This is a genomic window from Pseudomonas sp. B19(2017) (assembly GCF_002113165.1).
In the GTDB taxonomy this organism is placed as follows: domain Bacteria; phylum Pseudomonadota; class Gammaproteobacteria; order Pseudomonadales; family Pseudomonadaceae; genus Aquipseudomonas.
Genome location: NZ_NEJR01000033.1, coordinates 1 through 18588 on the forward strand (window position 1 = coordinate 1; position 18588 = coordinate 18588).

The following is an 18588-nucleotide window of genomic DNA, read 5'->3' on the forward strand; positions in this document are numbered from 1 at the left end:
GCATGGCCACTTGTGATGCTGATAATCTTTGTGACTATCAGTCCGTACTCACAAGCACCCACACGAATTGCTTGATTCGATTTGTTAAAGAGCGTTTGGTTAAGAGCTTTTCGTCTCAACCGAGGCGCGCATTCTACGCTTTCCTCATTTGCTGTCAAGCGTTTATTTTGAAGTTTTTTGCGAGAAACTCGTTTAGCTTCAAACACTTGACTCAACAGGGTGGCTGGCTTTGCTTCGCTACCGCGTTGGAGTGGTGCGCATTATAGGGCGGCTTTTCAGGAGGTCAACCTTTAATTTCAATAATTTAGAATCTTTTTGAAAAAGACCGCGTCAGAGCCGCCAGGTGCTCGCCACACCACCTTCAGCGCCTATGAGATCGAGCGCCGCCCGCGCGGCGCTTCGCAGCACAAGGCTGCTCCCATATCTGTTTCGGGCCAGTAATGTCAGTGCCAGCGCACGCGACCGCCTTGTCTGCGCGGCGGGCAATCGCTAAGGGGCCGAAATAACTACGCCATGCACCTTGCCCCCTTCCCTCGTAATTGCGCACTATATTGCTCACCCCCAACCCGCCAAGGATCGCCGCACAGAAATGAACACCCAGCCCCGCAGCCTGGCCGCTACCCTCTTCCCGATCGGCCTGCTGCTCATCGCCATGGCATCGATACAGTCTGGTGCTTCCCTGGCCAAAAGCATGTTTCCCCTCGTCGGCGCCCAAGGCACTACCACCCTGCGTCTGATCTTCGCCAGCATCATCATGCTGCTGATACTGCGCCCGTGGCGTGTCCGCATGACCACCAACACCCTGCGCAATGTCATCATCTATGGCATGGCGCTGGGCGGCATGAATTTCCTCTTCTATATGGCCCTGCAAACAGTGCCGATCGGCATTGCCGTTGCGCTGGAGTTCACTGGCCCGCTGGCCGTGGCGATCGTCTCCTCGCGTCGACCGATCGACTTCCTGTGGATTGCCCTGGCTATCGTCGGCCTGTTGCTGTTGCTGCCGGCCGGCCATGGCGGGCAGGCCCTCGACCCGGTCGGCGCAGCCTACGCCCTGGGCGCGGGCGTATGCTGGGCGCTGTACATCCTGTTCGGGCAGCGTGCCGGGGCCGAGCATGGTATCCAGAGTGCCGCACTGGGCGTAGTGGTCGCCGCGCTGTTCGTTGCCCCCGTCGGTATCGCCCATGCCGGCAGCGCCTTGCTCACACCTTCATTGATCCCCATGGCACTGGGCGTCGCGGTACTGTCCACTGCTCTGCCTTACAGCCTGGAAATGGTTGCCCTCACGCGCATCCCGGCACGCACCTTCGGCACCCTCATGAGCATCGAGCCAGCATTCGGCGCACTGTCCGGCCTGCTGTTCCTGGGCGAGGTGCTGACGATTACCCAGTGGCTGGCTATTCTGGCAATCATTACCGCGTCGGTCGGTACCACCCTGTCGATGCGCAAGGAGCCCAGCCCGGCCGTCGCAGCAGACTGATATGAGAAATATTTTCATTTGAGACAGGATTAATGATTGTAGCGACCCTTCTCGCTGATTAAGCTGTCACAGAATCATCATCTTTACGCTATCTACTGGACCGAACACGGACGCTGGGGATATTTCAGGAAGAACCGAAGCGATAACGACGGGGCCAGACAACTGATCCGCCCTGCATTTAAGGACAGGAATGAAACGTATTTTGCTCATCCTGGCCATCTTGGCTATTGCTGGATGTGCCGCCACGGCCAAGACTGAGGTCAAAAGGGGCAAGAAAGGCCTGCATATCAACTGCTCTGGCCTTTCTTCATCGTGGGACAACTGCTACAGCAAGGCCGCGACCTCTTGCAGCACGCGCGGCTACCGGGTCATTGCCCGCTCGGGCGATACTGATGAGGAACCCGGTGACTACTTGTTCGGGATCAACCCGGCGGGTTACACCAGCCGCAGCATGATCGTCATCTGCAAGTAGAAAACAGGGCAGCTCTCAAGCTGCCCTTTTCATTGGCTCACATTTTTCCTTACAACGGCGCGGTGCGCGCTTCCAGCCAGGCCAGTGCCTCGCCCTTGAGCAAGGGCGCCAGGCGCTCGCGCACCTTGACGTGATAACCGTTCAACCAGTCCAGCTCTTCCCTGGCGAGCAGCTCGGGCAACAGGCAACGGGTGTCGATCGGGCACAGCGTCAGGGTCTCGAAGTTCAGGAAGTCGCCGAAGACGCTCTTGCCAGCCTCGCGGTTGACCACCAGGTTCTCGATACGTACCCCCCACTGCCCCGGGCGATACGTACCCGGCTCGATCGAGCTGATCATGCCCACCTGCATCGCCGTCTGCGGGGCGGGCGCCGCCTGGTAGGCAATCACTTGCGGCCCTTCGTGCACATTCATGAAGTAACCTACCCCATGCCCGGTACCGTGGCCGTAATCCACCTGATCAGCCCAGATCGGTGCCCGGGCAATGGCGTCGAGCAACGGCGACAGCACGCCACGCGGGAAGGTAGCGCGCGACAGGGCGATCATGCCTTTGAGCACGCGCGTGCAATCCTGCTTCTGCGCCTGGCTTGGGTTGCCCACCGGCACCATGCGAGTGATGTCAGTAGTGCCGCCAAGGTACTGGCCGCCCGAATCGATCAGCAGCAACCCGTCGCCCTCGATGACTGCATGGGACTGCTCCGTGGCACGGTAATGCGGCATCGCGCCATTGCCATTGAAGGCGGCGATGGTCGAGAAACTCAACGACACGAAGCCTGGCCGGCGGGCACGCGCGGCACTCAGCTGCTCGTCGATCGTCAGTTCGGTAACCCGCTCCCGACCGAGGCTGGCCTCGAGCCAGGCGAAGAACTCGCACAAGGCCGCACCGTCCTGCTCCATTACCTGGCGGATGTGTACCAGGTCTTCGTCACCCTTGCACGACTTGCTCAGGGTGCTGGGGTTGAGTCCTTCGACCAGTTCCACCTCGGCCGGCAGGTTGTCCAGCAGGCCACAGGTTACCCGGGCCGGGTCGATCAGCAATCGGCTACCGGCCGACATCGCGGCAAGGGCCTGGCCGGCTTCGGCGTAGTCGCGCACTTCGATACCGTCGGCCGCCAGCACCTGGCGCAGATGTTCGTCGAGCTTGTCCTGCCCAACGAACAGGATGGCCTGCTGCTGGCTGATCAGGGCAAAGGCCACGAACACCGGGTTGTAGGGTACATCGCTGCCGCGCAGGTTGAACAACCAGGCAATGTCATCCAGGGTAGCGATAAAGTGCCAGTCGGCCCCCTTGGCCTGCACGCTCTGGCGCAACTGTGCCAGTTTTTCCGCACGGCTCACCGTGGCCTGCGGTGGCAAATGCTGGTAGACCGGATTGCCCGGCAGTGCCGGGCGCCCCTCCCAGACCTGGCCCAGCAGGTCCTTGTCAGTCACCAGGCGCGCCCCGCGCGCTTTCAGCCGCTCACCCAGCTGGCGCGCCGAAGCCAAGGCCATGACCGCGCCATCTACCGCCACCTTGCCATTGGGCTCGACGTGATCCGCTAGCCACTCCAGCGCGCCAGGCTTGCCCGGCAGCAACTTCATCAACTCGATGCCACTGCCTGCCAACTCGTGCTCCGCCTGTTCCCAGTAGCGGCTATCGACCCACAACCCGGCAAAGCCAGCCGTAACCACCAGCGTGCCGACCGAGCCGTGGAAACCCGACAGCCACTGGCGCCCCTGCCAGTAACCGGGCAGGTATTCGGAAAGATGGGGGTCGGCCGAGGGTACCAGCAAGGCATCGATGCCCTCTGCTGCCATTGCCTGGCGCACCTGCACGAGGCGCTGCGGCACGCTTTGCCCAAGGGTGGTCTGAACGTTCATGCGCTCTCCTGCGGCTACATCACGGTTTATCCAGTGCGCCGATAATGGAACAGCCGCCGCAGCCCTGCAATCTTGGCGACCGACACACGGCATGCATTGCCCGTCACGCCCTGCGCATACCAGACATTTCCTACAGAAGGGCCAGGACCACCGATCAAGTTTCGCTGAACTTCCTCAAAGCACCGGCTTCACACTCAGTACATTCATTGCATACAGGCAAATGACCATGCCCAATGGCTGCGCCCCTAAAAGCGGCGTGGTGCTGCTCGACACCCGCGCGCACACCCCCGACCACGAGCATGCCGTACACCTCAAGCTTGCCGATGGCCTGGCCCGTCTGCTTGGCTGCCCGCACGTGCAACCCAGCCAGCCACCAAGCGCCACCGATGGCTACTACTACCTGCCCACCGAAACCCTGGTCGATCCCAAGCGCCATGCTGCATTGGGCATATCCAGCGAGCAGGACCTGTTCGGCGGCCTGGTCGCATACCCCTACATGGCAACCAAGGCAATCTCCCACCCGCTGCCGGCAGGCGCCAGTTTCCCGCCGGGCTGGACCGACGCCTTCGCCCGGCAAGCCAGCGACGCCCTGCTGCGCGGCTATACCGTGTTCAGCAAGGCCGATGCGCGCATCGCCGCACAGCTGTTATTGACGGACGGCCCGTTGCGAATAAAGCCGGTGCTTGCCTGCGCAGGCCGAGGGCAACAGGTCATCACCACGGTGGATGAACTGGAACCACTGCTGGCCGGCATGGATGAGCAGGCCCTTTCGTTATGGGGGCTGGTGCTCGAGGAAGACCTCAGTGAAGTGCAAACCTTCAGCGTCGGCCAGGTACGCGTCGCCGGCCTGACCTGCAGCTATCACGGCACCCAGCAGCTCACCCGCGACCATCAGGGCACGCAAGTGTATGGCGGCTCCGACCTGGTAGTGGTACGCGGTGACTACCAGGCGCTGCTGCAACTGCCGCTGGACGAGCCGCTGCGCCTGGCCATCAACCAGGCGATGGCCTACGAGCAGGCCGCCGAGCAGCACTTCCCCGGCTTCATCGCCTCACGGCGCAACTACGACATCGCCCGCGGCGTCAACCATCAGGGCCACCTGCGCAGCGGCGTACTCGAACAATCCTGGCGCCTGGGCGGTGCCAGCAGTGCCGAGCTGCTGGCCTTGCAAGCGTTCGCCGACGACCCGGCATTGCAACGGGTGCGTGCCTCCACCCATGAAGTGTTCGGCACCCCCGAACTGCCCACTGACGCCACCCTCTTCTACCAAGGAAACGACAGTGAACTCGGACAACTCAGCAAATTTGCGCGGATTCGCGAACATGACCATTCAGAGTGAAACCGTTGAACTGCAGGTCGAGGATGACAGCATCGTCGGCACCCTGGTCAGCCCCGGCAGCAAGATGCCGGGCATCCTCTTCGTCCACGGCTGGGGTGGCAGCCAGCAACGTGACCTGGCCCGCGCCCGGCATATCACCGGGCTGGGCTGTGTGTGCATGACCTTCGACCTGCGCGGCCACGAAAAAACCGAAAGCCAACGGCTGACGGTAACCCGCGAGCAGAACCTGACAGACCTGCTGGTGGCCTATGACCGGCTGGTAAGCCACCCGGCCGTCGACAGCAGTGCCATCGCCATCATCGGCAGCAGCTATGGTGGCTACCTGGCCACCCTGCTGACCCGCGAGCGGCCGGTCAAATGGCTGGCCCTGCGGGTACCCGCCATGTACTGGGACGACGAATGGAACCTCCCCAAGCAAACCCTCGATCGGCAACGGCTGAACGCTTACCGCCAGCGCCCGCTCGGCCCGGCGGACAACCGCGCACTGGCAGCCTGTGCCGAGTTCGGCGGCGATGTGCTGCTGGTAGAGTCCGAACAGGACGACTACGTGCCACACAGCACGCTGATGAGCTACCGCTCGGCATTTGTCAGCGCCCATTCGCTCACTCACCGCATCGTCGACGGTGCCGACCACGCCTTGTCCAGCGAAGAGAGCCAGAAAGCCTACAGCTCGATCTTGGCGGCATGGGTCAGCGAAATGGTCATTGGCGCCCGCCTGGACCGTTACCCGCACTACGCACCCTGGTATGCCTGAGGCCCACCCACCAGGCACTGCAGGCCGCCATCGGCGCCGCGTACCAGGCTGCGCAGGGTCTGGTACGCGGCAAAGTTGACGCTACGCGCCTGATGCTGGCCAAGCAGTTCAAGCAACGGCTCCTCGTTGAACAGCACGGCCGCGGCCGCCCACGCCTGGCGGGACTGCCATTGCAGGTACTGCAACACCCGGCTGCCATCGTCACTGGCCTGGATACTGACACCCTGCAACCCTTCGCAGCGCGCGGCCAGTTCTTCGCTGCGTGCCACCAGCGCCTCGGCCAACGCCTGCTGGCAGCTGCCGGGCACCTCATATTCGATCATCTGGGTAAACCACAGGGGGTGGGATGTTGCCATCATGAATGGTCTCCTGCTGACGGACGCATGCAGCGCGATGCCGAGCAGGGTAAAACCTCAAGTTATATCAAGGTCAAGCGTTTTTCCGCCTTGGGAACGCCCCGTACCCTAGCCCGATACCGCGAAGCGCCGCCGGTAATCACTCGGGGTCAGACCGGTGATACGCTGAAACACCTTGCGAAACGCCCCCGGGTCCTGGTAACCGACACCCCAGGCGATCTGCTCGACATTGCGCCTGGTGAACTCCAGCAAGCGACACGCCCGTCCCACCCTCACCTGCTGGCAGTACTCGGTTGGCCGCAGCCCCGTGGCAGCGCGAAAACGCCGCAGGAAGGTGCGTTCCTCCAGCCCCGCGCAGGCAGCCATGCCGGCCAGGTCGGCATCCTGCCCTCCATTGCCCTGCAACCAGTGCTGCACTTTCAGCACCGCCTCATCGCCATGGTCCAGGCGCGGGTTGAACACGGCACCGGGCAACGGCGCCGCAACCGGATCGACCGCCAGGTAGCGGGCAGTTTCCCGCGCCACCGTCGCGCCCATGAAGCGCTCCAGCAAGCGCAAGCCCAGCTCGGTCCAGGCCATAAGCCCGGCCGAGGTGATGATGTCTCCATCGTCCAGCAACGGTTGCTGGGCCTCGATCCGCACGCGAGGAAAACGCTGGGCAAGCGAATGCACGTAGTTCCAGTGGGTACAGGCCGGACGCCCATCGAGCAGGCCACTGGCGGCGATGAAGAACACCCCGATGCAGACTGATGCCAGCACCGTGCCGCGCCCGTGCAACTGGCGCAATGACGCGCGGTGGCGCTCTAGCAGTTCACCCTGCGGTGCCGACTCCAGGCTCGGCGGAATGATCAGCACCCGCAGATCGGACGCGACGGCAGGTGGGCTCTCGAGGGCAGGCTGCAACTGCCCGGCCTCGTCCGCCTGCCAGAAGCTGATACGCACCGGCGGCAACTCGCATGCCCCCAGTTCGCCAGCCACCCGGTTGGCCACCAGGAACAGGTCGGCCAGCCCATGCACGGCAGCGCGCTGCGCACCGGGGTATAGCAGCAGGCCGATGTCCAGGCTGGCAGGGTTGTCAGTTTTTGCCCGCATAGTGTCGTTCGCGCCAATCCTCAGGTCAGTGCACACAGCCTATAACTAACGTCATCCAACGACTACTGCCACAGGAGGCAGCATGAGCAAGCAGGCGCTGATCATCATCGACATCCAGAACGATTACTTCCCGGGCGGCAAATGGACCCTCGAGGGTGCCGACCAGGCGGTCGACAATGCCGCCCGCCTGCTGGCAGCAGCGCGTCACCGGGGCGACCTGGTGGTGCATGTGCGGCATGAGTTCGACAGCGCCGATGCCCCGTTCTTCGCGCCAGGCTCGCAGGGCGCTGCCATCCACGCCAAGGTCGAGCCCAGGGCCGGTGAGCCGGTAGTGCTAAAGCACAAAGTGAACGCCTTCCTCGGGACCGATCTTGAGAATACGCTGGACCGGCATGGTGTCGAGGCCGTGACCATCGCCGGCAGCATGAGCCACATGTGCATCGACGCCGCCACCCGTGCCGCGGCCGACCTGGGTTATGACGTGACCGTGGCCCACGACGCGTGTGCCACGCTGCCACTGGAGTTCGATGGCAAGCGGGTGCCGGCAGCGCAGGTGCATGATTCAGTGATGGCGGCATTGGCGTTTGCCTATGCCAAGGTGGTCAGGACCGATGAGTTGCTGAATAGCTGATCAGGCTTGCTCAGCACCTGTGGGAGCGGGCGTGCCCGCGAATCAGGCGACGCGGAGGATGGCACCGGCGCCGCCGGTGTTCGCGGGCATGCCCGTTTCCACAGGTGGTGCAGCCCTGCGCGCCCTTAGATCACCACATTGCGCACAAACCGCACAGCCTCCACCCCGTCGTTGCGATACGCATACCGGCAATTGCTGGGAAACACATGGAACTGCCCCACCTGCAGGCGATGCTCGGCCCCTTCGATAACCAGCGTCAGTTGCCCTTGCGCCACATAGATCTGCTCGCTCCAGCCCTCGGCATCGGCCTCGCTGGAATAGCACTCGCCCGGTGCCAGGGTCCATTCCCACAGCTCCACCTCCCGCCGCGCCACACTGCTGCCCAACAGCACCGCCCGGCTCTGCGGGTGCTCGCCGGCCCAGGCCAACTCGTCGATGCGCCCGGGGTCACGCTGGTCAGGTGCCTGGATCAGGGTACTGAAAGCCACGCCCAAGGCTTCGGCAATCAGGTCGAGCGTGGTCAGGCTCACATTCTTTTCGCCCGCCTCGATCGCCACCAGCATGCGCCGGCTGACGCCGGAGCGCTCGGCCAGCGCCGTCTGGCTCATGCCGATGGCGGTGCGCAGGCTGCGTACATTGAGGCTGACATGTTGCAGCACCGAGGCCCGGTGCGAAGAATCTTTGTGCACTATATTGCTCACTGGTCGATATTGCGCAGTATACTGCCCACTTTGCGGCGATTGTGCGCCGCCCTCTCCGAGTGCGCAAGACCATGAACCAGCCCAGCAGCAAGCCGACCTCCGCCGTTACCTTTCGCCTGAGCAAGGCCGAGCTGGTGCTGGTGTTCATCACCATGCTGTGGGGCGGCACCTTCCTGCTGGTGCACAACGTGATGACTGTCAGCGGCCCGATGTTCTTCGTTGGCCTGCGTTTCGCTGCGGCCGCGCTGTTCGTTGGCGTGGTCTCGGCGCGGGCGCTGCCCGGGCTGACCTTTACCGAACTGAAGGCCGGCATCCTGATCGGCGTGTCGATCATGCTCGGTTACGGCCTGCAGACCATGGGCCTGCAAACCATCAGCAGCAGCCAGTCGGCGTTCATCACTGCACTGTACGTGCCATTCGTACCGCTACTGCAATGGCTGGTACTGGGCCGGCGACCCGGCCTGATGCCCAGCCTCGGCATCTGCCTGGCGTTCACCGGGCTGATGCTGCTGGCCGGGCCTGAGGGTGGCAGCCTGCACTTTAGCGAAGGCGAGCTGGTCACCCTGGTCAGCGCCGTGGCCATCGCCGGCGAAATCATCCTGATCAGCCGTTACGCCGGCCAGGTCGATGTGCGCCGGGTGACGGTGGTGCAACTGGCAACCGCCTCGCTACTGGCGTTCCTGATGGTCGTGCCGACCCAGGAACGTCTACCCGACTTCTCCTGGCTGCTGCTGGCCAGCGCCGTGGGCCTGGGCGCCATGAGCGCGGTGATCCAGGTGGCAATGAACTGGGCGCAGAAATCGGTCTCGCCCACCCGTGCCACCCTCATCTATGCCGGCGAACCGGTATGGGCCGGGATCGTCGGGCGCATCGCCGGTGAGCGCCTGCCGGGCGTGGCACTGCTCGGCGGCCTGCTGATCGTGATCGCGGTGGTGGTCAGCGAGCTCAAGGTTCGCCGCCCACGCGAGGCGGCTGAAGCACGAGAAGAGCAGGAAGAAGGCGAACGCCAGACGGGGCTGTAAAGCCGCCAACTACGGCTATGCTTTGTAAAAAACTGTTATAAAAAAACAGCTTGTCACAGCCTGTTTGTATGATTCTGCGACAGCTTGCGTGTTGGTGATCAACCCCGCGGCACGTATGATTCTTTGCAAACTTCTCCAGAATAGAACGCTATGTCATTGATAGTGCTATTGCTTCTGCCGTTCGTGGGCAGTTGCCTGGCAGCCGTGCTGCCGCACAACGCACGTAACGCGGAGTCCATTCTCGCCGGGCTCGTGGCCCTGGTCGGCACGGTCCAGGTAGCACTGCTGTACCCTCAGGTTGCCCACGGTGGCGTGATTCGCGAAGAATTCCTCTGGTTGCCCAGCCTTGGGCTGAACCTGGTGTTGCGCATGGACGGCTTCGCCTGGCTGTTCTCGCTGCTGGTGCTGGGCATCGGTGCGCTGGTGTCGCTGTACGCCCGCTATTACATGTCGCCACAAGACCCGGTACCACGCTTCTTCGCTTTCTTCCTCGCGTTCATGGGCGCCATGCTCGGCCTGGTGATCTCGGGCAACCTGATCCAGCTGGTGTTCTTCTGGGAACTCACCAGCCTGTTCTCCTTCCTGCTGATCGGCTACTGGCACCATCGTGCCGACGCCCGCCGCGGTGCCTATATGGCGCTGATGGTCACGGGCGCAGGCGGCTTGTGCCTGCTGGTGGGGGCGCTGCTACTCGGCCATGTGGTTGGCAGCTACGACCTGGACAAGGTCCTGGCTGCCGGCACCACCATCCGCCAGCATGCGCTGTACCCGGTGCTGCTGCCGCTGATACTCATCGGCGCCCTGAGCAAGAGCGCACAATTCCCCTTCCAGTTCTGGCTGCCCCACGCCATGGCAGCGCCCACTCCGGTATCGGCTTATCTACACTCGGCGACCATGGTCAAGGCCGGGGTGTTCCTGCTGGCACGCCTATGGCCGGTGCTGTCGGGTAGCGAGGAGTGGTTCTGGATCGTCGGCGGTGCCGGCGCCCTCACCCTGTTGCTCGGCGCCTTCGCCGCCATGTTCCAGAACGACCTCAAGGGCCTGCTGGCCTACTCGACCATCAGCCACCTGGGCCTGATTACCCTGCTGCTGGGCCTGAACAGCCCGCTGGCCGCCGTCGCGGCGGTATTCCACATTCTCAACCACGCCACCTTCAAGGCCTCGTTGTTCATGGCTGCCGGCATCATCGACCACGAGAGCGGCACGCGTGACATCCGCCGCCTCAGCGGGCTGATCCGCCTGGTGCCATACACCGCCACCCTGGCCATGGTGGCCAGTGCCTCGATGGCCGGCGTACCGTTGATGAACGGCTTCCTGTCCAAGGAAATGTTTTTCGCCGAAACGGTGTTCATCAGCGCCACCGCCTGGGTCGAGGCCACGCTGCCAGTGATCGCCACCCTGGCTGGCACCTTCAGCGTGGCCTATGCCCTGCGCTTCACCGTCGATGTGTTCTTCGGTCCCACCGCCCAGGACCTCCCGCACACCCCGCACGAACCGCCACGCTGGATGCGTGCGCCGGTCGAACTGCTGGTGCTTGTCTGCCTGGTGGTGGGCATCTTCCCCGCCCAGTCGGTCGGCCCGCTGCTGGCTGCCGCCGCCCTTCCAGTGGTGGGCGGCACCCTGCCGGAATACAGCCTGGCCATCTGGCACGGCTGGAACGCGCCATTGGTCATGAGCCTGGTGGCGATGAGCGGCGGTATCGTGCTGTACCTGTTGCTGCGCAAGCAGCTGCGCCGGGGCCGCTTCCCCTACCCGCCGGTGATCGAGCGCTTCAACGGCAAGCGCCTGTTCGAGCACGGCCAGGTGCAGCTGATGCTGCTGGCACGGCGCCTCGAGCGCCTGCTCACCAGCCGCCGCCTGCAGTCGCAGCTGTTCATGCTGGTGTTCGCCGCGTTCCTCGCCGGCCTCACCCCCATGCTCTACAGCGGCCTGAGCTGGGGCGACCGGCCGAAGATTCCGGGTTCGGGCGTGTTCGTCGCGCTATGGCTGATTGCAATCGCCTGTGCCATTGGCGCCGCCTACCAGGCCAAGTACCACCGCTTGGCGGCATTGATCATGGTCAGTGTCTGCGGCCTGATGACCTGCATCACCTTCGTCTGGTTCTCCGCGCCCGACCTGGCCCTGACCCAGCTGGTAGTGGAAGTGGTCACCACCGTGCTGATCCTGCTCGGCCTGCGCTGGCTGCCGCGGCGGATCGAAGGCGTATCGCCGCTGCCGGGCAGCCTGGAGCGTGCGCGCATGCGGCGCCTGCGCGACCTGCTGCTGGCGGTGCTGGTCGGTGGCGGCATGGCGGTGCTGTCCTACGCCATGCTGACCCGGCCGACACCCAACGACATTTCCTCGTTCTACCTGAGCCGGGCGCTGCCCCAGGGCGGTGGCACCAACGTGGTCAATGTCATGCTGGTCGACTTCCGGGGCTTCGATACCCTGGGTGAAATCACCGTGCTGGTGGCCGTGGCACTGACCGTGTTCGCCCTGCTACGGCGCTTCCGCCCGCCGAAGGAAAGCATGCAGTTGCCGGCGCAACAGCGCCAGCTGGCACCCGACGTGGTCACCGACCTGATCAACCCGCGGCATGCCACCGACACCGCCCTGGGGTTCATGATGGTGCCCGCGGTGCTGGTGCGCCTGCTGCTGCCGATCGCCCTGCTGGTGTCGATGTACCTGTTCATGCGCGGCCATAACCAGCCCGGTGGCGGCTTTGTCGCCGGCCTGGTGATGTCGGTGGCGTTCATCCTGCAGTACATGGTGGCCGGCACCCAGTGGGTCGAGGCGCAGATGAGCCTGCGACCGCTGCGCTGGATGGGCACCGGGCTGCTGTGCGCAACCCTGACCGGTGCGGGCGCCATGCTGCTGGGCTACCCGTTCCTCACTACCCATACTGCCCACCTGCACCTGCCGTTGCTCGGCGATGTGCACGTGGCCAGCGCGCTGTTCTTCGATGTCGGCGTGTTCACCGTGGTGGTCGGCTCGACGCTGCTGATCCTCACTGCCCTGGCGCACCAGTCGGTGCGCGCCTACCGCCCGGGCAACCCGGCGAAAACCAGCCAAGCAGGAGCCGCCTGATGGAAGAAGTGATTGCAGTTGCCATCGGCGTGCTGGCCGCCTCGGGGGTGTGGCTGATCCTGCGTCCACGAACCTACCAGGTGATCATGGGCCTTTGCCTGCTGTCGTACGGGGTCAACCTGTTCATCTTCAGCATGGGCAGCCTGTTCATCGGCAAGGAGCCGATCATCAAGGACGGTGTACCCCAGGACCTGCTGCACTATACCGACCCGCTGCCGCAGGCCCTGGTGCTCACCGCCATCGTCATCAGCTTTGCCATGACCGCGCTGTTTCTGGTGGTGTTGCTGGCCTCGCGTGGCCTGACCGGTACCGACCACGTGGATGGCCGGGAGCGTGACGAATGAGTGGCATGAGCCAACTGATCATCGCGCCCATCCTGTTGCCGCTGGTGACCGCAGCAGTGATGCTGCTGTTGGGCGAGAAACACCGGCAGATCAAGGCCCGGCTGAACCTGCTATCGACTTTTACCGGCCTGGCGATCGCGGTAAGCCTGTTATTGTGGGTGCGCATTCAGGGCCAGGCGGAATCGATCGGTGTCTACCTGCCAGGCAACTGGCCAGCACCGTTCGGCATCGTGCTGGTGGTCGACCACCTGTCGGCCCTGCTGATGACCCTCACCGGCATCATCGGCTTCAGTGCCCTGCTGTTTGCCCGCGCCCGCTGGGACGCTGCCGGGGCCAGCTTCCACGCGCTGTTCCAGATCCAGTTGATGGGCCTCTACGGCGCCTTCCTGACTGCCGACCTGTTCAACCTGTTCGTGTTCTTCGAAGTGCTGCTGGCCGCGTCCTATGGCCTGCTGCTGCATGGCTCGGGTCGTGCCCGGGTGCGTGCCGGCCTGCATTACATTGCCGTCAACCTTTTCGCCTCGTCGTTGTTCCTGATCGGCGCAGCGATGCTGTATGGCGTGACCGGCACCCTGAACATGGCCGACCTGGCCCTGAAGATTCCGCTGGTGCCAGAGGCCGACCGTGGCCTGCTGCACGCCGGCGCGGCGATCCTGGCCATGGCCTTCCTGGTCAAGGCCGGCATCTGGCCGCTGAACTTCTGGCTGGTGCCGGCCTATGCCTCGGCCAGCGCGCCAGTGGCGGCGCTGTTCGCCATCATGACCAAGGTCGGCCTTTATGCCGTGCTGCGCCTGTGGACGCTACTGTTCTCCGGGCAGGCCGGGGCCTCGGCGCACTTTGGTGGTGAATGGCTGGTATATGGTGGCCTGGTCACCCTGGCGGTGGCGGCGGTGTCGATCCTGGCCGCGCAGCGCCTGGAGCGCATGGCTGCCCTCAGCATCCTGGTCTCGGCCGGTACCCTGCTCGGCGCCGTCGGTTTCGCTCAGTCGGCGCTGACCGGTGCGGCACTGTTCTACCTGGTCAACTCGACCCTGGCGCTGTGCGCGCTATTCCTGCTCGCCGAACTGGTCGAACGTTCGCGTTCGGCCAACGAAGCGCCACTCGAGGACGAAGAAGGCGCCATGCCGCCACCGCTGGAGTCACTGCACCCGCCCAAGGGCATCAACCTCGACGATGAGCAAAAGGTGGTGATCGGCCAGATCATCCCGTGGACCATGGCCTTCCTCGGCCTCAGCTTCATCGCCTGCGCCCTGCTGATCATCGGCATGCCGCCGCTGTCGGGCTTTGTCGGCAAACTCAACCTGATCAGCGCGTTGTTCAACCCGCAGGGGCTGGGCGTGCCACCCGAGCAGCCACTGGGCACGGCAGGCTGGGGCCTGGTGGCGCTGCTGATCCTCTCTGGCATGGCCTCGCTGATCGCCTTCGGCCGCGTCGGCATCCAGCGTTTCTGGAAGCCCGAGGAACGCCCGTCGCCGGTGCTGCGTCGCTATGAATGCCTGCCCATCGTCATCCTGCTCGGCTTGTGCATCATCCTTAGCCTCAAGGCCGAACCGCTGCTGCGCTACACCCAGGACACCGCCGCCAGCCTGCAGGCCCCCGAAGCCTATATTGAAGCCGTGATGGCCGCCCGGCCGGCTCCTGGCCCCACCTCGCTCGACGTACAGGTGCAGCCATGAGTCGACTGTTCCCCGCACCGCTGTTATCGGTTTCGCTGTTCGGCCTGTGGCTGTTGCTCAACCTTTCGCTCAGCCCCGGCAACCTGCTACTGGCAACCGCGCTCGGCGTGCTGGCGCCGCTGCTGATGGCACCGCTGCGCCCGCAGCATGCCCATGTGCGGCGACCGCTGGCCATCGTCCGGCTGATTGGCCGGGTCGGCATCGATGTGATCATGTCCAACCTGCTGGTTGCCCGTGGCGTACTGCGTGCCGGCAAGCGGCCGCCACGCTCGGCGTTCGTGCACATCCCCCTGGCCCTGCGTGACCCGCATGGCCTGGCGGCGCTGTCGATGATTACAACAGTGGTGCCCGGCACGGTCTGGTCCGAACTGGCACTGGACCGCAGCGTATTGCTGCTACACGTGTTCGACCTGGACGATGAGGCGGCCTTCATCCAGCACTTCAAGGACACCTACGAACGCCCGCTGATGGAGATTTTCCAATGACAGGCCTGCTCGCCAATGCTGTCCTCGCCAGCCTGTTCATCTTTGCCCTGGCCATGGGCCTGGCGCTGATCCGGCTGTTCCGCGGCCCGTCCGCCCAGGACCGGGTGCTGGCGCTGGACTACCTGTACATCCTGGCCATGCTGACCATGCTGGTGCTGGGGATCCGTTATGCCAGTGACACCTACTTCGAAGGTGCCCTGCTGATTGCGCTATTCGGTTTCGTTGGCTCGTTTGCCCTGGCCAAGTTCCTGCTGCGCGGTGAGGTGATCGAGTGACTGAAACCCTGCAACTCCCTTTCTGGCTGGAGCTGGTCACTGCCGCGCTGCTGCTGACCGGCAGCCTTTTCGCCCTGATCGGTGCCGTGGGCCTGTTGCGCCTGAAGGACTACTTCCAGCGCATGCACCCGCCGGCCCTGGCCTCGACCATTGGTGCCTGGTGCGTGGCGCTGGCCTCGATCATCTACTTTTCCTGGCTCAAGGAAGCACCGGTGCTGCACGCCTGGCTGATTCCGATTCTGCTGTCGATCACCGTACCGGTGACCACGCTGTTGCTGGCCCGGGCGGCGCTGTTCCGCAAGCGCATGGCGAAAGAGCCGGTACCTGAAGAAGTCAGCAGCGGCCGCGATCACTGTAACTGAAAGGTTGTCGCCTCACCCTTGGGCAAGGCGCTGCAACTCGCGCCGGACCATGGCCACATAAGGCGGCGGGCCGAGGCGGTATAATTCGCCTGCCACCCAGTTCAACCAGGCGCCTTGCAGTGCTTCACGCCTGGCCAGCAAACGCTCGGCCTCGGCCACGGCATCCGCCTGGTGCTGCCGATGGAACTCGGCACGCGTTGCAGGCGCGTCATCACTGTGGGTCATTCGCTGGCCTTGAAGGTGGTCAACTCACCTTTGCGCCACTTGGCCACCTTGCCGGTCACCGCCTTGAGCAGCTTGCCCAGGCCTTCCTGCACCTGTTGCTGCGCGGCGAACACCAACATTACACCGTGCCCCTCACGGAAAACGATGCCCTCGCCTTCGGGGACCGATACGAAGGCGTAGTCGCCCACGCCATATACGTTCAACTTGATTTCGCGAAAGCGCATTTCAAGTTTGCCGCCTTCCCGGCTTGGCAATACAGCGGCGCGAAAGTGGTCACCGACCTTCAGCTCCAAACGTTGCTTGTCATCGACGACCAATGCGCTTTCGGTGTCGATTTCGGCCATGTACAGGCCTTCTGGACTCTGTTCGGTGACATAGACAAAGCGGCCCTGAAACAACTGGGCCAATTTACCGCGCAGGTCGCCGAGGGCGAACAACGCATGAGTATCAAGAGTGCTGACTGCCAATGAAGTAATCCTCAACCGGTTACAACCCGCCCCCACCCAAGCTCGGTGAGACACGGTCATTTCTTGTCGATAGGTGAAAAGAGTAATAAAACGATATGCGAAATGTCTGTGCCCGCTGGCGATGCAGCGCGCAGGATTCTTTACCCTGGCTTGCCAGATATGGCCTCACTACAGGCTGTCGGCACCTTCCCGATTCAGGAAGCTAATGTCTGACAGACATATCGCCAGAAGAAGGTGCAGCAGGCAATGCCAGAGCGCACGTGAGAACGGGCCCTGTAATCCTTCAGCGCATTACTGGAGGAAGAATATGCACGAAAACACCGAAATTCGTCGAGAGGCAACGTGTATTTCTTGCAGGGGAACAGCCTGAACACCATACCGCCCCTTCACCGGTGGCACCCGCTGCGCTCAGGCGGCAAGCCCCTTCTTCAACTGCTGTTGCCAAGCCGCCTGGCACTCCAGTGCCTCCTCTCGCGTGGCGAACGCGGTACCACGACGTTCGCCATTGACCAGCACTACCCAGCAAATGCGTTTACCTAGCTCCCGCAGGGTGGCTGGCACACCCGAACCAATCATCACGGCTACATCGACCCGGCTATTCATCACTCCCTCCGGAATTTAATTAGCACCCTAACGATAAAGCCATGATACGCCTGCTTACGTCCTGGAAACAGCGCATCGCGGTACAGCAGTGTTACGTGCAGGGCAACAAAACCGGCGCCGGCAAGAAACGCAAAAAGCCCCAGGGATCGCTCCGTGGGGCTTGGCACACCGCGCGGGGTTACACCTGGCGCTGGTGGCGGTCGAGCTGCTCGTGGCGCTCCTGGGCTTCGATGCAGTACTTGGTGGTCGGGCTGATCAGCAGACGCTTCAGGCCGATCGGCTCACCGCTGTCATCGCACCAGCCGAAGCTTTCGTCGGCAATACGGTCCAGGGCCATTTCCAGCTGCGGCAGCAGGCGCTGGTCGCGGTCGATGGCATTTACCAGCCAGCTACGCTCTTCTTCGACCGAAGCCACGTCGGCAGGGTCCGACGGGGTGTCCAGGCCTTCGATGGTGGCACGGCTCAGCTCGATGCGTTCATGGGTTTCGACTTTCATCGCCTGCAGCAGGCCAGCGAAGAAAGCCAGCTGCTCAGCGTTCATGTAGTCATCGGCCGACATGGCCAGCAACTGTTCCTTGGTCATCGATTTCTCTATGAAAAAATGTGCATTTGGGCGATTCGGGTGCCGCCGACGCCTTGGCATCGGCAGCGGAATTCTTCAAGCGCCAACCGGCACTCTTTTTACAGGGGGCGGCAGTCTAAGGCGCCGCGTCGCGTGGAGCAACTGCAATTGGGTGTGAATTTGCTTCCGATGCCCACATTCCGCCAGTCGGCGCCCTCTGCTCCGGCTCCGGCTCCGGCTCCGGCTCTTGATCTTGATCTTGATCTTGATCTTCGCGACTTCAGGAGGCCGAGCAGAGGTCTTGCGGAGGGAGGTGACGGGCATGGATGCCCGTCAAGCGCTGAGGCCCCATGGATGGGGCCTGCAGCGCGTACTCCCGGGAGCAAGACCGGCGCGAGGGAACCCCGGAGCGTAGCGTAGGGGCCGGATGATGGGAGCGCAGCGTTTTTTGGTTACTTTTTGCCGCGTTTGGCAAAAAGTGACTCGCCGTAAGGGCGAAAAGGTGAGTATGCGTCGCCATCGTAAATGGACTATGCGCGATATCAAGACCAGTACTTTTCCGCTCTCCGCTCTCCGCTCTTCGCTCTTCGCTCTTCGCTCTTCGCTCTTCGCTTTCAAGCGTGGGCATCAACAACAAGGTCAACATTCATTTTCAAAGGTGGCGCTTAATCACCTTTCCGCCCTTACGGCGGGTCCCTTTTTGTCGTGGCAAAAAGGAACCATGGGCCTGTCCCATGGCAGCGGACGCCAAGAAGCTGGCTAATGAGCCAACTGCCTCAAGCCTTTTGCATATTCGTTCGGTGAACGATAGCCCAGTGCTG

The 18588-nt window shown here is 63.2% G+C and carries 20 protein-coding genes; 12 read left to right on the forward strand and 8 right to left on the reverse strand.

What is annotated here, in order from left to right:
• The first annotated feature begins 589 nt into the window (after positions 1-589).
• On the forward strand, positions 590-1477 hold the full coding sequence (gene rhtA, locus CAF70_RS25540) for a threonine/homoserine exporter RhtA (RefSeq protein WP_085627349.1): 888 nt from the start codon (positions 590-592) through the stop codon (positions 1475-1477).
• Between the two features lie 190 nt (positions 1478-1667).
• The gene (locus tag CAF70_RS25545; protein WP_085627350.1) at positions 1668-1949 is read left to right on the forward strand and encodes a hypothetical protein; all 282 of its coding nucleotides are present in this window, start codon (positions 1668-1670) and stop codon (positions 1947-1949) included.
• Between the two features lie 49 nt (positions 1950-1998).
• On the opposite strand, the gene CAF70_RS25550 is transcribed toward CAF70_RS25545, so the two are convergent.
• Positions 1999-3807, reverse strand: coding sequence for an aminopeptidase P family protein (locus CAF70_RS25550; RefSeq protein ID WP_085627351.1), 1809 nt, complete (start codon positions 3805-3807; stop codon positions 1999-2001).
• 220 nt (positions 3808-4027) lie between these two features.
• Between CAF70_RS25550 and CAF70_RS25555 the strand changes: the two genes are divergently transcribed.
• Together CAF70_RS25555 and CAF70_RS25560 are read left to right on the forward strand one after the other, a co-directional pair.
• Positions 4028-5146 (forward strand): DUF3182 family protein, encoded by a 1119-nt coding sequence (locus CAF70_RS25555; protein WP_085627352.1) that lies wholly within the window; start codon positions 4028-4030, stop codon positions 5144-5146.
• Positions 5130-5900 carry a S9 family peptidase gene (locus CAF70_RS25560; RefSeq protein WP_085627353.1) on the forward strand — a complete coding sequence of 257 codons (771 nt, stop codon included), beginning with the start codon at positions 5130-5132 and terminating at the stop codon, positions 5898-5900. Before CAF70_RS25555 ends, CAF70_RS25560 begins: the two co-directional genes overlap by 17 nt.
• On the opposite strand, the gene CAF70_RS25565 is transcribed toward CAF70_RS25560, so the two are convergent.
• Positions 5879-6259 carry an antibiotic biosynthesis monooxygenase gene (locus CAF70_RS25565; RefSeq protein ID WP_085627354.1) on the reverse strand — a complete coding sequence of 127 codons (381 nt, stop codon included), beginning with the start codon at positions 6257-6259 and terminating at the stop codon, positions 5879-5881. The genes CAF70_RS25560 and CAF70_RS25565 overlap by 22 nt on opposite strands.
• Before the next feature lie 105 nt (positions 6260-6364).
• Positions 6365-7348 (reverse strand): GlxA family transcriptional regulator, encoded by a 984-nt coding sequence (locus CAF70_RS25570; RefSeq protein WP_085627355.1) that lies wholly within the window; start codon positions 7346-7348, stop codon positions 6365-6367.
• Positions 7349-7430: 82 nt separating this feature from the next.
• On the opposite strand from CAF70_RS25570, the gene CAF70_RS25575 reads away from it, so the two are divergent.
• The gene (locus CAF70_RS25575) at positions 7431-7979 is read left to right on the forward strand and encodes a cysteine hydrolase family protein (protein ID WP_085627356.1); all 549 of its coding nucleotides are present in this window, start codon (positions 7431-7433) and stop codon (positions 7977-7979) included.
• A gap of 125 nt (positions 7980-8104) precedes the next feature.
• Here CAF70_RS25575 and CAF70_RS25580 read toward each other — a convergent pair whose 3' ends face one another.
• Complete coding sequence (locus CAF70_RS25580) at positions 8105-8668, reverse strand: helix-turn-helix domain-containing protein (RefSeq protein WP_085627357.1); 564 nt, start codon at positions 8666-8668, stop codon at positions 8105-8107.
• Between the two features lie 83 nt (positions 8669-8751).
• Here CAF70_RS25580 and CAF70_RS25585 point away from each other — a divergent pair, with 83 nt between their 5' ends.
• The 7 genes from CAF70_RS25585 to CAF70_RS25615 all read left to right on the forward strand — a co-directional run bounded on the left by CAF70_RS25585 (position 8752) and on the right by CAF70_RS25615 (position 15910).
• Complete coding sequence (locus CAF70_RS25585) at positions 8752-9702, forward strand: DMT family transporter (RefSeq protein ID WP_085627358.1); 951 nt, start codon at positions 8752-8754, stop codon at positions 9700-9702.
• A 150-nt stretch (positions 9703-9852) separates the two neighbouring features.
• Positions 9853-12768 carry a monovalent cation/H+ antiporter subunit A gene (locus tag CAF70_RS25590; protein WP_085627359.1) on the forward strand — a complete coding sequence of 972 codons (2916 nt, stop codon included), beginning with the start codon at positions 9853-9855 and terminating at the stop codon, positions 12766-12768.
• On the forward strand, positions 12768-13112 hold the full coding sequence (locus CAF70_RS25595; RefSeq protein ID WP_013971840.1) for a Na+/H+ antiporter subunit C: 345 nt from the start codon (positions 12768-12770) through the stop codon (positions 13110-13112). The genes CAF70_RS25590 and CAF70_RS25595 overlap by 1 nt, the downstream gene beginning before the upstream one ends.
• Positions 13109-14788 (forward strand): monovalent cation/H+ antiporter subunit D, encoded by a 1680-nt coding sequence (locus CAF70_RS25600; RefSeq protein WP_085627360.1) that lies wholly within the window; start codon positions 13109-13111, stop codon positions 14786-14788. Before CAF70_RS25595 ends, CAF70_RS25600 begins: the two co-directional genes overlap by 4 nt.
• Positions 14785-15273 carry a Na+/H+ antiporter subunit E gene (locus CAF70_RS25605; protein WP_085627361.1) on the forward strand — a complete coding sequence of 163 codons (489 nt, stop codon included), beginning with the start codon at positions 14785-14787 and terminating at the stop codon, positions 15271-15273. Before CAF70_RS25600 ends, CAF70_RS25605 begins: the two co-directional genes overlap by 4 nt.
• Positions 15270-15548 carry a K+/H+ antiporter subunit F gene (locus tag CAF70_RS25610; protein ID WP_003250109.1) on the forward strand — a complete coding sequence of 93 codons (279 nt, stop codon included), beginning with the start codon at positions 15270-15272 and terminating at the stop codon, positions 15546-15548. The genes CAF70_RS25605 and CAF70_RS25610 overlap by 4 nt, the downstream gene beginning before the upstream one ends.
• Positions 15545-15910 (forward strand): Na+/H+ antiporter subunit G, encoded by a 366-nt coding sequence (locus tag CAF70_RS25615; protein ID WP_085627362.1) that lies wholly within the window; start codon positions 15545-15547, stop codon positions 15908-15910. The genes CAF70_RS25610 and CAF70_RS25615 overlap by 4 nt, the downstream gene beginning before the upstream one ends.
• 12 nt (positions 15911-15922) lie before the next feature.
• On the opposite strand, the gene CAF70_RS25620 is transcribed toward CAF70_RS25615, so the two are convergent.
• The 4 genes from CAF70_RS25620 to CAF70_RS25635 all read right to left on the reverse strand — a co-directional run bounded on the left by CAF70_RS25620 (position 15923) and on the right by CAF70_RS25635 (position 17788).
• Positions 15923-16135: a hypothetical protein gene (locus CAF70_RS25620; RefSeq protein WP_085627363.1), complete on the reverse strand. Its 213-nt coding sequence runs from the start codon at positions 16133-16135 to the stop codon at positions 15923-15925.
• A complete protein-coding gene (locus CAF70_RS25625; protein WP_003259020.1) occupies positions 16132-16602 on the reverse strand; it encodes a hypothetical protein in 471 nt (156 codons plus the stop codon). Before CAF70_RS25625 ends, CAF70_RS25620 begins: the two co-directional genes overlap by 4 nt.
• A 408-nt stretch (positions 16603-17010) precedes the next feature.
• Positions 17011-17205 (reverse strand): hypothetical protein, encoded by a 195-nt coding sequence (locus CAF70_RS25630; RefSeq protein ID WP_085627364.1) that lies wholly within the window; start codon positions 17203-17205, stop codon positions 17011-17013.
• Positions 17206-17383: 178 nt separating this feature from the next.
• On the reverse strand, positions 17384-17788 hold the full coding sequence (locus CAF70_RS25635; protein ID WP_085627365.1) for a TraR/DksA C4-type zinc finger protein: 405 nt from the start codon (positions 17786-17788) through the stop codon (positions 17384-17386).
• Positions 17789-18588: the final 800 nt, after the last annotated feature.